A 14,437-nucleotide genomic window follows, 5' to 3' on the forward strand; every position below is an offset into this window, starting at 1 on the left:
TATGGGAGAAGTAAATACATTTATACAAAGCATCCCTTTGGACTACTTCATCATTCTTTCATCAGTATTGTTCTGTCTGGGAGTAATGGGAGTATTGCTTAGAAAAAATGCTATTGTGATTCTGGGCTGTGTAGAGCTTATGCTGAATTCTGTAAACCTTTTATTGGCAGCTTTTTCAGCGTATAAAGGCAACGGCGACGGACAGCTTTTAGTTTTCTTCATTATGGTGGTAGCTGCTGCTGAAGTAGCAGTAGGTCTTGCAATTATTGCGATGCTATATAGAAACACCCGTTCTGTAGATGTGAGTATATTTAATAAATTAAGAGGATAAGAATGGAGAATCTAGTATATGCAATAGTACTTTTACCACTTTTAGGGTTTCTTATTAACGGGCTGTTCGGGAAAAATCTTCCAAAAATATTGGTAGGATCTCTGGCTACTGCTGTAGTTTTCGGATCTTTCTGTATTGCAGTAAGCCTTTTCATGAATTTCAATTCTGAAAGCCAGCCTGTCATTGTAAAAGCTTTTGAATGGTTTAGAGTCAATGGAGTTCAGATTAATTTTGGATTCCAGATTGATCAGCTTTCTTTAATGATGGTGATGATCATTACGGGTATCGGTTCACTGATCCACTTATACTCTATCGGATATATGAGTCATGATAAAGGATTCTACAAGTTTTTTACTTACCTGAATCTTTTCATCTTCTCAATGTTACTTTTAGTAATGGGAAGCAACTACCTTATCCTGTTCATTGGATGGGAAGGTGTAGGTCTTTGTTCTTACCTGTTGATCGGATTCTGGTATACCAACGAAGAATATGGTAAAGCAGCAAGAAAAGCTTTCATCATGAACAGAATTGGTGACCTTGCGTTATTGATCGGTATCTTCATGATCGCTTCTCAAACCAATGCTGTAGATTATCTTTCTGTAGCAGAAAACGCTTCAAAATTTGAATTAGACGGAACAGTGATTATCTTTATCACAGCGAGTTTATTCATCGGTGCTACCGGTAAATCTGCTCAGGTTCCATTATATACATGGTTACCGGATGCGATGGCGGGACCAACTCCTGTATCAGCGTTGATCCACGCGGCAACGATGGTAACAGCAGGTATCTATTTGGTAGTAAGATCCAACTTCTTATTTACTTTAGCACCAACTGTACAGGGAGGAATTTTGTTCATCGGATTCTTAACCGCTGCTTTGGCAGGGTTCTATGCACTTCGTCAAAACGATATCAAAAAAGTATTGGCTTATTCTACTGTTTCACAGCTTGGATTTATGTTCATCGCTTTAGGTCTTGGTGCCTATACAACAGCAATGTTCCACGTAATGACACACGCATTCTTTAAAGCGTTATTATTCTTAGGTGCAGGTTCTGTAATCCATGCTATGAGCAACGAACAGGATATGCGTTTCATGGGAGGCCTTAAAAAATATATTCCTCTTACCCACGCTACATTCCTTATCGGAACATTAGCCATCTCAGGTTTCCCTTTATTATCGGGGATGATCTCTAAAGACGAAATTTTAGTAGCAGCTTTCGCTAAAAACCCGATTTACTGGGTAATCTTATTTGTTTTAGCGGCAATGACTGCAACGTATATGTTCAGACTATACTACCTGACATTCCATGGAGAATTCAGAGGTACTGAAGAACAGAAACACCACTTACATGAAAGTCCGTCAAATATGACATTACCATTGATCGTATTGGCAATTCTTTCTGTAATCGGAGGTTTTATCAACCTGCCACACTTCATCGGTCACGGGCATTATGCCAAACTGATGGAATGGTTAAAGCCGGTTCTTACGGAACAAAGCTACAGCCAGATGGAAGCTACTCTTTCAGGAGTACCTTTCAATACTGAAATGATCTTATTAGCAGCTACAGTCTTGATGTTTTTCACTGTATGGTTCATCGTTAGAAATACTTATGTAAGTAAGAAAAAGATGGCTGTTGCAGAGGAAAACTATACCGGATGGGAAAAGCTTTCTGCTAAGAAATTATACGTTGACGAACTTTACAACGCATTGATTGTAAAAACTGTTGAAGGATTAGGACGCGGAGGAAAAATGTTTGATAAGGGTATCTTAGACCGTTTTGTAAACTTTGTAGGTGATGGTGCTGAAGACAGCGGAAAAGCTATGAAGCGTGTACAGAACGGAAATGTAGAGACATATATCCTTATCATGTCTTTAGCGGTGGGAATTATATTAATTGTTAACTTTTTATTACAATAATAATGTCTTGTTTGTTATTAACATTATTACTATTACCTCTAGTAGGTTCGGGATTAGTTTTTGCCTGGAAGAATAATTCCAGCAAATATTTGGCGCTTGGAATTGCATTGGTACAAATGCTCCTTACGTTTTACGTACTTTCGGATTTTGATTTTACTCCGACAGTAGACAGCGTATTGCAGCATGAGATCAATTATCCATGGTCACAATTTATGAAGAGCTCTCTTCACTTCGGTATCGATGGAATGAGCATGCTTCTTTTATTACTGACCAATATTCTGGCTCCAATCATTATTTTATCATCTTTCAACGAAAATGTAAACTATAGAAATACATTCTACGGACTGATTCTATTGATGCAGTTTGGTCTAGTAGGGGTATTCACTTCTTTAGACGGATTGTTATTCTACATTTTCTGGGAAGTAACTTTGATTCCAATTTGGTTCATTGCCGGACTTTGGGGACAAGAAAATAAAAGGTTTGAATTCACTACGAAATTCTTCGTATATACTTTCGTGGGATCATTATTTATGTTAGCCGGATTGATCTATGTGTACAACCACTCTGCATCATTCGCTTTAACAGATTTATATAATGCTCAGCTGAATGAAGTACAGCAGACTGTGGTATTCTGGTTTATTTTCTTTGCTTTTGCAGTGAAATTACCGGTATTCCCTTTCCATACATGGCAGCCTGACACGTATACCTACTCTCCTACTCAGGGATCTATGTTATTATCAGGGATCATGCTGAAGATGGCAGTATATGGTGTAATGCGATACTTACTTCCAATCACTCCGCTTCCGATTGCCGGAATTTCCGGACAGATCGTAATTATTCTTGCTATTGTGGGAATTGTTCATGGTGCATTGATTGCGATCATCCAAACGGATATGAAGAGAATCATTGCGTATTCATCTTTCTCTCACGTAGGATTAATGGTAGCAGGGATCTTCGCTTCAGCAGTAGTTACTTTAAGAGGAACTTTCAATGTAGAAGGAGCTGAAGGAGCTTTGGTACAGACATTTGCTCACGGTATCAACGTAGTAGGTTTATTCTACTGTTGTGATATTTTATACAAGAGATTTAAATCAAGAGACATCAGACAAATGGGAGGTTTAGCTAAAGTAGCACCTAAGTTTGCTGTATTGTTCCTGATCATTATATTAGGTTCAATGGGAGTTCCATTAACCAATGGATTCATCGGGGAATTTATTTTGTTGAAATCGGTTTATGATTTTAACGGAACAGCAGCAGTAATTGCTGGTCTTACGGTAATTCTTTGTGCGGTGTATTTATTAAGATTCTACGGAAAAGCAATGTTTGGAGAAGGAGATGAAGCCGTTTTAAGTACAGCAAAAGATTTATCAGGCGTAGAATTTTCTGTATTGGCAAGTTTAGCGGTTTTTGTGATTTTACTAGGTATTTTCCCACAACCGGTAATCGACATGGTGAGTAGTTCGGTGAAGTTTATCTACCAATCAATGGTAAGTTAATTTGATATTTTAAGAAATGAGTGTTTTAATTATTGTTTTCCTAACGGCAGTTATTGCGTTATTTTCAGGAGTTTTTGAACAAGGAAAATTCGCAAGATACATTGGGATTTTGGGATTAATCATCGCATTGTACGTAAGTTTTATGCCGGAATGTTCGTTTTTCGACCATTACAAGCATATGTATGAGTACAGTGACAATACCGCATTATTCACTAAAATATCAATCGTAACAACATTATTGTTATTCTTCCTGGGCGGTTTTGCTTTCAGCAACCACAGAAGTCACCAGTCAGAATTATATGCATTGATGCTATTCGCATTATGTGGAGGGATCATCCTTTTCGGATACCAGAACCTGGTGACGATGTTCTTAGGAGTTGAGATCCTTTCTATTCCATTATATGTAATGGCTGGAGCTAACAAAACGGATTTAAGATCCAACGAAGCTTCTATTAAATATTTCCTTATGGGTGCATTCGCAACAGGTTTCTTACTGTTCGGGATTGCGTTCATCTATGGAAGTGCAGGAAGTTTTGATCTGTACAAAATCCACGACTTTGGAGTAGCAAATGCTGGAAATGTAATGTTCATCTTAGGAGTATTGCTAATTCTTTGCGCATTGGCATTCAAGGTAGCTTTAGCACCTTTCCATATGTGGAGCCCTGATGTATATGCAGGTTCTCCTTCATTAATCACAGCTTTCATGGCGAGTGTGGTAAAAATCTCAGGATTCTTTGCCCTGTTCAGATTGATGACGCTTGGCTTCGCTGGGGTTACTCACGAATGGATTAATGTTTTAGGGGTATTCTTAATCATTACATTACTTTTGGCAAACGTTATGGGTCTTGCTCAGACGAATGCAAAAAGAATGCTGGCATACTCTTCAGTATCTCACGCAGGATATATCGGATTGGTATTCTTCGGAATGACAAGCCTTTCTACTTATAACCTTGCCTTCTATCTGTTTGCTTACTCTTTATCTACAGTAGGAGTTTTCATGTGTCTGATCTGGGTAGAGAAATTAAAGAGAGAAACGTCTTTCGGAGCTTTCAAAGGATTGGCAAAAACAGAACCTTTATTGGCAACAGCAGCAACGATCTCAATGCTTTCAATGGCAGGAGTTCCGTTAACAGCTGGTTTCATGGGGAAATTTGCTTTATTCTCCCAGGCAATGAACGGTGCTGCATTCTTAGTACTGGTAGCTGTGTTAGGTTCTGCCCTATCCATTGCTTACTATCTAAGACTGATCATTGCAATGTTCTTCTTTAAAGAATCAACATTCAAATCATCAGAAAAAGTAACCCTTACTTACAACATTATTGCAGTAATGGTGATTGCCCTGATTGTTATCCTTGGTATATTCCCGGATATGTTTGCAAGAATGTTCGGATTATAAAATCTGAATTTTAGAATATAAAAAGCACAACTCTTCAGTTGTGCTTTTTTATTATCCTAACAAGGTAATGAATATCTCATCTAAAATGTTACAATTTTTATGTATCATTAAATCTATAATCTGTCTTTCAAAAAACCAATAAGGAATTATAAAATATGTTGCAGAATTTCCCAAAGCACATGCAAATTATATACAATAAAATAAAAATTCCACACGATCAATATTCTGCTTTTTTCATAACTTTACTTTAAATTTTTCAGCTCTTGGCTAATCTCTATAAAAAAGACTCTCCCTTTCAGGTTTATATATCATTCAAAAAATATTTGGATGTTCTGGAACATATCCGCTATAATGACAGACTGGAATACAGAGTGAACTACGCAGAGTCTTTGATTGAAAGCACACGAAACTTTAAAGAGCTCAGAGAAGGCTTCCAGGATACTGCCCTTCTTGAAAAATACGAAGACCTGATCAGACTGCTTCTTGCGGATCTTTTCCCAACAGGCCTTACCAAAAACGAAATAAAGGCGGCAAGCATTCCGCTTTCCAATATCACCTTCAACTATACCGAAAGGTTTAAGGATATTCTGAAAGATGCCGGAAAAGACTTCGAAATAGAACTCAGAAATATTTCAGATAATGAATTTTATGTGTTCTGCTGTTGTCTGATTCTTCAAAGCTACTTTAAAAAAGATATTAAAAGTACGCTTCCGTTTTATTATGATATTCCCAATAAGCAGGGAATCATGAAACATTATAAAATTACGGTCAATTCTGACTTTACGGAAATTACTCCTACAGAAGATGCCAAAATTCCATCTGATGATATTCTGGATATGCTTTTGGAAAATCTGGATGATTTTAAACTCTGGAAAAAGTATTTCCCTTCTCAATCGTGGATATTAAAAGGATTTACGATTATTTCACTGGTAGACTGTACCTCTGAAGTCGCCCTTTCCGATCTGAAATCAAGCATGATTGAAATTGATCCGGAAAATATGAATCCCAACGAAAATCTTACGGAAATTTTCAAATCTTACTTTGATGTTCCGGAATTGAGCTTCGGACTGATGACTTTCAATAAAAAGGAACAGAAGCTGGATAAACTCCCGATTTATGAGAGTCTTCTTACGAATCATATCCTGGATTTCTGGATCAATGCATTTGATGAAGAAACCCGTAAGAGTACCTTCAATAATTTAAATCATAATTCAAAGCCTGTAGTTGTCTCCAATGTAAACAACCTGGACGAAAATGTCAAGCTGCTTCCTTCCTTCAGTATTTTAAAGGATAATAATGTGAACAGCTTCATGGTAATTCCTATCATGAAAGATGGTGAGCTTCTTGCAATCATGGAATTCACCTCTCCTATTGCCGGAAGTTTCAATGGCTTAAAGCTTAAAAAACTGGAGTTTTTCACTGATATGGTTCTCTTCTCTCTGAACAGGTTTTACTTTGAGAAAAACTATCAGATAGAAGCCATTATTCAGCGCGAGTATACAACCATCCATGACAGTGTGGTATGGAAGTTCAGAAATGAAGCTGAGAAATATTTTACAGCATCGCTTGGAAAGAAAATTTATACTTTAAAACAGATTGCATTCAAAAATCTGACACCTTTGTTTGGGGTTTCAGATATCCGTTCTTCTTCTGAAAAACGTTTTAATCTGATGCTGCAGGATCTTAATCAACAAATTGAATGGCTGAATGAAGTTTTGACACTCACCAATTCCGATTCGGAAAAATTTGTACTGGCACTGGATGTTTTTGAGAATGAGATCAACAATGAGATCAAAGCTGATACGGAACAACGTTTTCAGAGATTATTAAGGGAAGAAATTCATCCTTTTTTACAGGGAAAACTGGAAGTAAGAACCTCCAGAGAAATAAAAACAAAAATCAAAGACTACTTTTCACACATCTTTACTTCTACGGATCTGTTTTATCACCACAGGAAAAACCTTGATGACTCTATCACGCTGGTCAACCGAAAACTGGCAGATATGCTGGACGAAAGCCAGGTAAAAGCACAGGAAATTTTCCCGCATTATTATGAAAGATTTAAGTCTGATGGCGTAGAGCATAATCTATATATTGGTTCTACCATCGCTCCTGAGCTGCACTATACTTCAAAAGTAGTTCACAAACTGAGATACTGGCAGCTGAAAACCATCTGTAAAATGGAACTTGAATTTCAGTCTTTCAAAAAGTATCTTCCGGTACCACTTGATATTGCTTCACTGATTTTCGTATATAATGAAAAAATAGACATCCGTTTCAGAATGGATGAAAAACGCTTTGATGTAGATGGAGCCTACAACTCCTATTATGAGATTATCAAAAAGCGTCTGGATAAAGCCCATGTGAAAGATTCTTCAGAACGCATCACCGCTCCCGGAAAGATCACCATCGTTTATTTCGGCATGGAAAACCAGAAAGAATACCTTGACTACATTTCCAAACTCCAGAAAAAAGGAGTTTTGCAAAATGACATAGAATTTTTAAGAGTAGAAGACCTTCAAGGAATTACGGGATTACTGGCATTGAGAGTATCATTTACACTTCCGCAGGAATAAAAATTCCGGAATAGACATCTGACTTATCAATTTTCTTCAATAGAAATACTGATTTCAAACTCTTGCTTTACTGGATATCTATAGATTTTAGCAGAATACCAGTTATTGAGTTCGTTTGACTGAAATAAACGTTCAATTTCTTTCCTGGAAGCATCATCGGTATAGCTTAGAAAATCAATTTTTTCAATCGTATTTTCTTTTCCTACTGTTACGCGAAGCCTGTTTTCTCCTTTCTCTGCATTCGTCTGCACCTTAAAATTTTCAAATAAAATTTTTCGGAAATTGTTTATTCCTCCTTTAAAAGCAGCCTCAGTAGGTCCAAATCTTTCTATATCATCAATACAATTACCATTTTCTTGCTGACACTTTTCCAATGTTGCCAAAGCCACAGATTTTAATGAATCAATTGTTTTTCTTTCTTCTGGGGTAGGTGGAAGTATTTTTATATGCTCTAATGTCGATATATAATGAACTAATGAAACCTTCCTTGATCCACAACCCAAAAGGAAAGATAATAAAATCAGCATCAAAATAGTTTTCTTCATCAGCAATCAACCAATTGATGATCTATTTTAATCCACAAAATAAGTATCCGGCTTCTTCAATTCCCCTTGAGGAATTCCTGCCTGCTCAAAAATAGAAAACTCAATCGTGCGGCAGATGCTGTTTAAAGCAAGATCATTTTCCTCTTCACCAAAAGGTTCTCCAATCTCCTGAATAATAGCGTCAAGAGCAATAAAGGTGTAGCTGATCAATAAAACGATTAAAGGCATCATCCATCCCAAAGTATCTACCAGCCCGAAAGGAAGCCAGAAACAATATAGATACACGGTACGATGCAGCAAAACACTGTAAGCAAATGGTAATGGAGTATTATAAATTCTCTCACACCCACCGGAAATAGTAGAAAACTGGTTCAGCTGATGGTCCATGGAAGTCATGACAATAGTGTCTATATTTCCTTTTTTATTCTGTTCGTTGAGCCAATCTGCAATAAAGCCTAAAATAATATTGGGAATGAATTTTTTATTCTTCACCAGTTCCAGTTGTTCGGGCGAAAGCAATCTCTCAAGATGCTCTGTCCCGGATTTATCTCTCAACTGAAAGTTCAGTGACCAGGAAAATGCAGAAATCAGTTTGATCATTCTCTCTTTTTCCTCTTTAGCTTCTGGAGAAGAATCATTTACTAAGAATAAAATCTGCCTTGTTAATGATCTTGTTTCAATCACAAGTAATCCCCAAAGTTTCCGGCCTTCCCAGAAACGGTCATAGCTTGCAGAGTTACAGAAACCCATAAATATGGCAAGTGCCAGTCCTATCAATGTAAAAATAGTAGGATTAAGATGCACTTTATAATCAAAGATTCTCCCTTTGAAAAAATAGATCGCCAAAGAAAACAGCGTGATGATGGAAAGCTGAACAATAATTTTCTTTAATACGGAGCCTCTCCATATAAATAACATTTTCAGCCAATTCGTACGCTGTCTAACGATCATTTGTGTGGATGTTTATTAATTAAAGACTAAGAAAAGCCGCCCCGAAAGACAAAACGGAAATAATAATTCCTGCCATAAAGATCTTATAGGTAATGGATAAAAGCTTGTATTTCCTGTTAAGAACTTTCCCCAGGTAATACAGATCTTTCACCATAGAATCATAGATATAATCCCTATCCTTAATGAGGTCTTTCATGGCATTGTTATAATCGTCAAACAACATCTGCTGAAAGTTCCCAAAGAACAGCAGGTTTACTTTTCTGTTGGCGATATCCTCAGACGTAAAAGTTGATTTTGTGACATTCGGTTTTGTGGACAGAATCGCAAATATGATCGTCAATACGCTTGATAACAATAATATGAAACTTGGAAGAATCAGATGTGAATTTTTAGGAGCATCCAGCTTCGGTACTAATACAGAAAGACAAACTGAAATAATAATGGCATTTACCGATAAAAGAATATTGGCTTTACTGTCTGCAATATCACTTAATCTTGTATGATTGTTCAGTGTAACTCTGAATAGGGTATCTACACTTCTGTCTGATTTTTCCTTTTCTTTTTTACCTTCCGAAACCTCCTTTTTATTTTCTTTTTTCTCCTCTTCTTTTTCCAGCTTCTTCTCGATTTTTTTAATATTTTTCTTTTTCAGCGGTTCCCAGTTTTCTTTAGCATAATCCGTATAAAAAGTATGCTTATTTTTCAGCATGTCCAGATTTCCGGCATTCCATTCTTCATTGGAAAAACATCTTACATTGGTAAGTTCCCATTCTTTTCTTAAAGCATCGGAAATATCACTGTAATCATGCCCTGCAAAATGGCTAAAATCTGCATCCTTTACAATTTTTTCCAGTAAATTCTGAGGTTCGTAATGTATTTTCGTTGCCAGAATCAGTTTTTCAACATCTGCAATATAGTTTTCAGGATAGTTTTGCTCGTGTAAAAAGGTTTTCATGACCTCTACACTTCTTTCCTCATGGTTCAGCGCACATTCTATATACCCTGTATCATGAAACCATAATGCAACGAGTACCTTCTCCTGATCCTCTTCAGAAACAGGAGTGTTTTTCATGATTTCCTCAGCCTTATTAACTGTATAGGCAGTATGGATAAAATTATGATAAAAATATACTGAAGATAACTTATCTTTGAATAAGATTTCAACATAATTTTTAGCTTTTTGTAAAATGCTCATCCCTGAAATTTTGTTAATGTAAATTTATGAATTTATCCTTTAAAACTCATCTAAAAAATACTTCTATTGTTCTTCGAACGGTAATGTCCGCAGGAGTCCTTTATTCCTGTGCTACCTATAACGTACAAAAGGGCAAAAACTTATTTGAAGTAAAAGATTCCGAAATAAAATCTGAAAATGATTTTAAACTCTTTCTGATTGGAGATGCAGGAAACTCGGATGAAACTCAGGCACAAAAAACACTTAATTTACTGAAAAGTAAGCTGGATTCTGCCAACAGTAACTCTATGCTGGTCTTTCTGGGCGATAATATCTACCCCAATGGGATGCCTAAAGAAACAGATAAAGATTACGCCACAGCGAAACAAAAACTGGAAAACCAACTCTCCATTACCAAAAATTTTAAAGGAAAAACTCTTGTGATTCCGGGAAACCATGACTGGTACAGTGGATTGGAAGGATTGAATACCCAGGAAGGGCTGGTTAAAAAATATCTTGATGATAAAAAAGCATTCCTTCCTAAAAATGGCTGTCCTATCGATGATATCAACATTTCTAAAGATATCAAACTTATTGCTATTGATTCGGAATGGGTGATCGCCAACTGGGACAATTATCCTGGAATCAACAAAAACTGTAATATCAAAACCCGTGAAGATTTTTTCACAGAGTTTAAAGATCTGATCATTAAAAATCAGGGTAAAAAAATCATTGTTGCCCTACACCATCCCATCATCAGCAGCGGAACACATGCAGGATTTAACTCTGCAAAATCTCATCTCTTTCCTTTAAAGAGTAAGGTTCCTGTTCCTGTAGTGGCAAGTGTCATCAATATATTAAGGAGTTCCTCAGGCGCAAGTCCTGAAGATATTAATAATCAACATTATGCAGATCTGGCCAACCGACTAAAAAGTATTGTTCAGGATAAGGAAAATATTATTTTCGTGTCCGGACATGATCATAACCTGCAATATCACGAAGATGGAAATTTAAGACAGATCATTAGTGGAGCAGGGTCTAAAACAGATCCTTCTACCATTGTAGAAAAAACAGACTTTTCCTACGGGGGCAGTGGTTTTGCGGTTTTAAATTTCAGAAAAGATGAAAGCACAGATGTGGAGTATTTTTCTACTAAAGATGCTCAGCTTCAAAAATTGACTCATATTTCCGTGATTTCCAAACCGGATGTGTTTGTCAATAATTTCCCAAATTCTTTTCCTGCAACATTCTCTTCAACTATTTACCCGGTACCGCTTACCGAAAAAAGAAAGTTTTACCGTTGGCTTTGGGGAGATCATTACAGAAGATATTATGGAATTCCCATTGAAGCTCCAACAGCTAATCTTTCAGAATTGAACGGAGGATACATTCCTTTCAGAGAAGGTGGAGGAAACCAGTCCAACAGTTTGCGATTGAAGTCTGCAGACGGACAGGAATTCGTGATGCGCGGCGTGAAAAAAAGTGCGATCCGTTTCTTAAATAATATGGCTTTCCAGAAAAGTACACTGGGAGAAGAACTTGCAGATACGTATCCTGAAAAATTCTTACTTGACTTTTATACCACCAATCATCCATTTACACCGTTTACCATTGGGAATATGTCTGAAAAACTGGGTATTTTCCACAGTAATCCAAAACTGTACTACATTCCTAAACAACGCGCTTTGGATAGATATAACGAAAATTACGGGGATGAAATGTATATGATTGAAGAACGTTTTTCTTCAGATCCTAAAACATTGGCTTATCTTGATAATGCAAAAGATATTGTTTCTACCGATGATGTATTAAAAAACCTCAGCAAGAGTAATAAATATTCTGTTGACAGAGAATCTTATATCAGAGCAAGGTTATTTGATATGCTTATCGGAGACTGGGACAGACATTCAGACCAATGGAAATGGGCGCAATATGAAGAGGGTGATAAAGTGATTTATAAACCCATTCCAAAAGACAGAGATCAGGCATTCAGTAAATATGATGGAGCAGCCTTTAAAATCATTATGAATGTTCCTGCTATCCGTCATATGAAAACCTTTACAGAAGACATCAGCAGTGTAAAGTGGCTTGCTATGGAACCTTATCCGATGGATCTTGTATTCTTAAAAGGTTCAGATCAGAATGAGTGGGAAACCCAGGCAAAATATATTCAGGAACATCTTACGGATGCGGATATCGATGATGCTTTCCATAACCTCCCGAAAGAAGTGCAGGATGACACCATTGCTGAAATCCAGAGAAAACTGAAAATAAGAAAAACAAAGCTACAAAGCTATGCAGCTCAATACTATGATGTATTGCTGAAAAAAGTTCCTTTGGCAGGAACGGTAAACCCTGATAAGTTTGTCATCACCAAAAACGGACATTCTGTGATGGTACAGCAATACAAGCTTGGTAAAAATAAAGACCAGAATGAACTTGTTTTTGAAAAGACGTATAATGATTCGAAAACAAAAGAATTATGGATCTACGGACTTGAAGATGATGATACTTATGTAGTAACAGGAAGCGGAAGTCCTAAAATGAATATCAGACTGATTGGCGGATATAACCATGATACCTATAATGTTGCGGATGGAAGAAAAGTGAAAATCTATGATTTTAAATCTCAGAAAAACACTTACAATTCCGGAAATGCAACCAAAAACATTACGGATGATTATGACATCAACAGCTATAATTATAAGCACCCCAAATATAATTCCGTTGCAGGATATCCAAACCTGGATTACAACCCGGATGATGGTGTCATTGTAGGAGTTTTAGCTAATTATACGGTGAATAATTTTATCCGTGATCCATTTACTCAAAGACACAGTTTAAAAGCTAATTTTTATACAGCAACTGCAGGATTTAGCCTGACTTACAAAGGGGTATTTAAAAAGGCAATCTCAGGTTGGGATATCAATCTTGATGCATTTTATACAACTCCGAGGTTCTCTCAAAACTTCTTTGGACTTTCCAATGAAAGCGAGTATGATAAGGAGGATACAGAACGAGAATACAACAGAGCCAGAATATCTAAGTTTAACTTCGCTCCCTCTATTTCTCAAAAGAGCTGGATGAACCTCAGCCATCAGTTTCAACTGACTTTTGAAGATAATAAAGTACAGAGAAAAGCTGACCGTTTCATCAATCAGTCACCGGATGTCAGACCTGGTGTATTTAACAGCCAGCAGTTTGTGGGAGCCAATTATACCTTTGGCTATAAAAATGCAGATAATGCAGCCTTCCCTACTCTTGGACTGGAATTTATGCTGAATGCAGACTGGAAAGCAACACTTTCTGATTTTAATAAGAATTTCGTAACCGTAAAAGGAAAGCTTGCCATTGACCACAGGATTGATAAAAAGGGAACATTTGTGTTCGCTAATTCCAGCAATGTGATGTGGATTAATAATAATAATTTTGAATTTTATCAGGCTGCAGCTATCGGAGGTAATAATGGAATGAGAGCCTTCAGAAATGAAAGATTCTCAGGAAGATCCTATTTTACCAATAACTCAGAAATCCGATGGGATTTTGGACGGGTAAGAAATAATATTGTTCCTGCGAACATGGGAATTCTTATCGGATATGATATTGGCCGTGTATGGAATGACAATGAAAACTCTAGAAAATGGCATCAGTCTGCCGGTGCCGGAGTATGGCTGAGTATTGTGGAAATGATGTCTGCGAGGTTGAATTATTTCTATGGCTCAGATGGTGGAAGAATTTCTGCCGGAGTGGGAATGAAATTTTAATCTGATAAATTAAAAAAAACAATTCTCATTTTCGAACAGGTACTGCAATCCAACACTCAACATAAAACACTGTTTAACAACATATTAAACTATTTAAAATAAAAAATTTGAAAAAATTTCAATTTTAATAAAATTTAATAATTCAAATTTTCAACTCACATTTTTTACTGATAAAATAAATATGGCCTTTAATTAAAGGCCATATTTTCAGCTATATAAGTCAAAACCAGACATAGTTCAATATGATTATCAATTCCTTAAAAAATAGACATTTTAAAAACATTTTAT

At 36.5% G+C, this 14,437-nt stretch carries 9 protein-coding genes; 6 read left to right on the top strand and 3 right to left on the bottom strand.

Translation table 11 applies throughout. From position 1 onward, the window contains the following. Position 1 precedes the first annotated feature (1 nt). The 5 genes from nuoK (at position 2) to A1704_RS18965 (ending at position 7,715) form a co-directional block, all read left to right on the top strand. Positions 2–331, top strand: coding sequence for an NADH-quinone oxidoreductase subunit NuoK (gene nuoK, locus A1704_RS18945; protein ID WP_002983557.1), 330 nt, complete (start codon positions 2–4; stop codon positions 329–331). 2 nt (positions 332–333) lie between these two features. Further along, positions 334–2,247, top strand: a complete 1,914-nt coding sequence (gene nuoL / locus A1704_RS18950) for an NADH-quinone oxidoreductase subunit L (RefSeq protein WP_062675589.1) — start codon at positions 334–336, stop codon at positions 2,245–2,247. Positions 2,248–2,249: 2 nt separating this feature from the next. Then, positions 2,250–3,743, top strand: a complete 1,494-nt coding sequence (locus A1704_RS18955; protein WP_062675590.1) for a complex I subunit 4 family protein — start codon at positions 2,250–2,252, stop codon at positions 3,741–3,743. Positions 3,744–3,759: 16 nt separating this feature from the next. Next, positions 3,760–5,139, top strand: coding sequence for an NADH-quinone oxidoreductase subunit N (locus A1704_RS18960; protein ID WP_062675591.1), 1,380 nt, complete (start codon positions 3,760–3,762; stop codon positions 5,137–5,139). A gap of 263 nt (positions 5,140–5,402) precedes the next feature. Beyond that, the gene (locus tag A1704_RS18965; protein WP_062675592.1) at positions 5,403–7,715 is read left to right on the top strand and encodes a GAF domain-containing protein; all 2,313 of its coding nucleotides are present in this window, start codon (positions 5,403–5,405) and stop codon (positions 7,713–7,715) included. 26 nt (positions 7,716–7,741) lie between these two features. On the opposite strand, the gene A1704_RS18970 is transcribed toward A1704_RS18965, so the two are convergent. Genes A1704_RS18970 through A1704_RS18980 form a run of 3 tightly spaced genes read right to left on the bottom strand, consistent with a single transcriptional unit; the run spans position 7,742 to position 10,406 of the window. Continuing rightward, a complete protein-coding gene (locus A1704_RS18970; RefSeq protein WP_062675593.1) occupies positions 7,742–8,260 on the bottom strand; it encodes a hypothetical protein in 519 nt (172 codons plus the stop codon). A gap of 27 nt (positions 8,261–8,287) precedes the next feature. Next, positions 8,288–9,211, bottom strand: a complete 924-nt coding sequence (locus A1704_RS18975) for a bestrophin family protein (RefSeq protein WP_062675594.1) — start codon at positions 9,209–9,211, stop codon at positions 8,288–8,290. Between the two features lie 19 nt (positions 9,212–9,230). Next, positions 9,231–10,406, bottom strand: a complete 1,176-nt coding sequence (locus tag A1704_RS18980) for a Pycsar system effector family protein (RefSeq protein WP_062675595.1) — start codon at positions 10,404–10,406, stop codon at positions 9,231–9,233. Positions 10,407–10,432: 26 nt separating this feature from the next. Between A1704_RS18980 and A1704_RS18985 the strand changes: the two genes are divergently transcribed. Next, positions 10,433–14,149: a metallophosphoesterase gene (locus A1704_RS18985; RefSeq protein ID WP_062675596.1), complete on the top strand. Its 3,717-nt coding sequence runs from the start codon at positions 10,433–10,435 to the stop codon at positions 14,147–14,149. The last annotated feature ends 288 nt before the right edge of the window (positions 14,150–14,437 follow it).

The organism is Chryseobacterium cucumeris (genome assembly GCF_001593385.1).
Lineage (GTDB): Bacteria > Bacteroidota > Bacteroidia > Flavobacteriales > Weeksellaceae > Chryseobacterium > Chryseobacterium cucumeris.

What these genes read in the sequence shown, in the direction of transcription:
- A1704_RS18955 (WP_062675590.1), top strand. Translation starts at nt 2,250, where the DNA reads ATGTCTTGTTTGTTATTAACATTATTACTATTACCTCTAGTAGGTTCG.
- A1704_RS18975 (WP_062675594.1), bottom strand. Translation starts at nt 9,211, where the DNA reads ATGATCGTTAGACAGCGTACGAATTGGCTGAAAATGTTATTTATATGG.
- A1704_RS18970 (WP_062675593.1), bottom strand. Translation starts at nt 8,260, where the DNA reads ATGAAGAAAACTATTTTGATGCTGATTTTATTATCTTTCCTTTTGGGT.
- A1704_RS18985 (WP_062675596.1), top strand. Translation starts at nt 10,433, where the DNA reads ATGAATTTATCCTTTAAAACTCATCTAAAAAATACTTCTATTGTTCTT.
- A1704_RS18960 (WP_062675591.1), top strand. Translation starts at nt 3,760, where the DNA reads ATGAGTGTTTTAATTATTGTTTTCCTAACGGCAGTTATTGCGTTATTT.
- nuoK (WP_002983557.1), top strand. Translation starts at nt 2, where the DNA reads ATGGGAGAAGTAAATACATTTATACAAAGCATCCCTTTGGACTACTTC.
- nuoL (WP_062675589.1), top strand. Translation starts at nt 334, where the DNA reads ATGGAGAATCTAGTATATGCAATAGTACTTTTACCACTTTTAGGGTTT.
- A1704_RS18980 (WP_062675595.1), bottom strand. Translation starts at nt 10,406, where the DNA reads ATGAGCATTTTACAAAAAGCTAAAAATTATGTTGAAATCTTATTCAAA.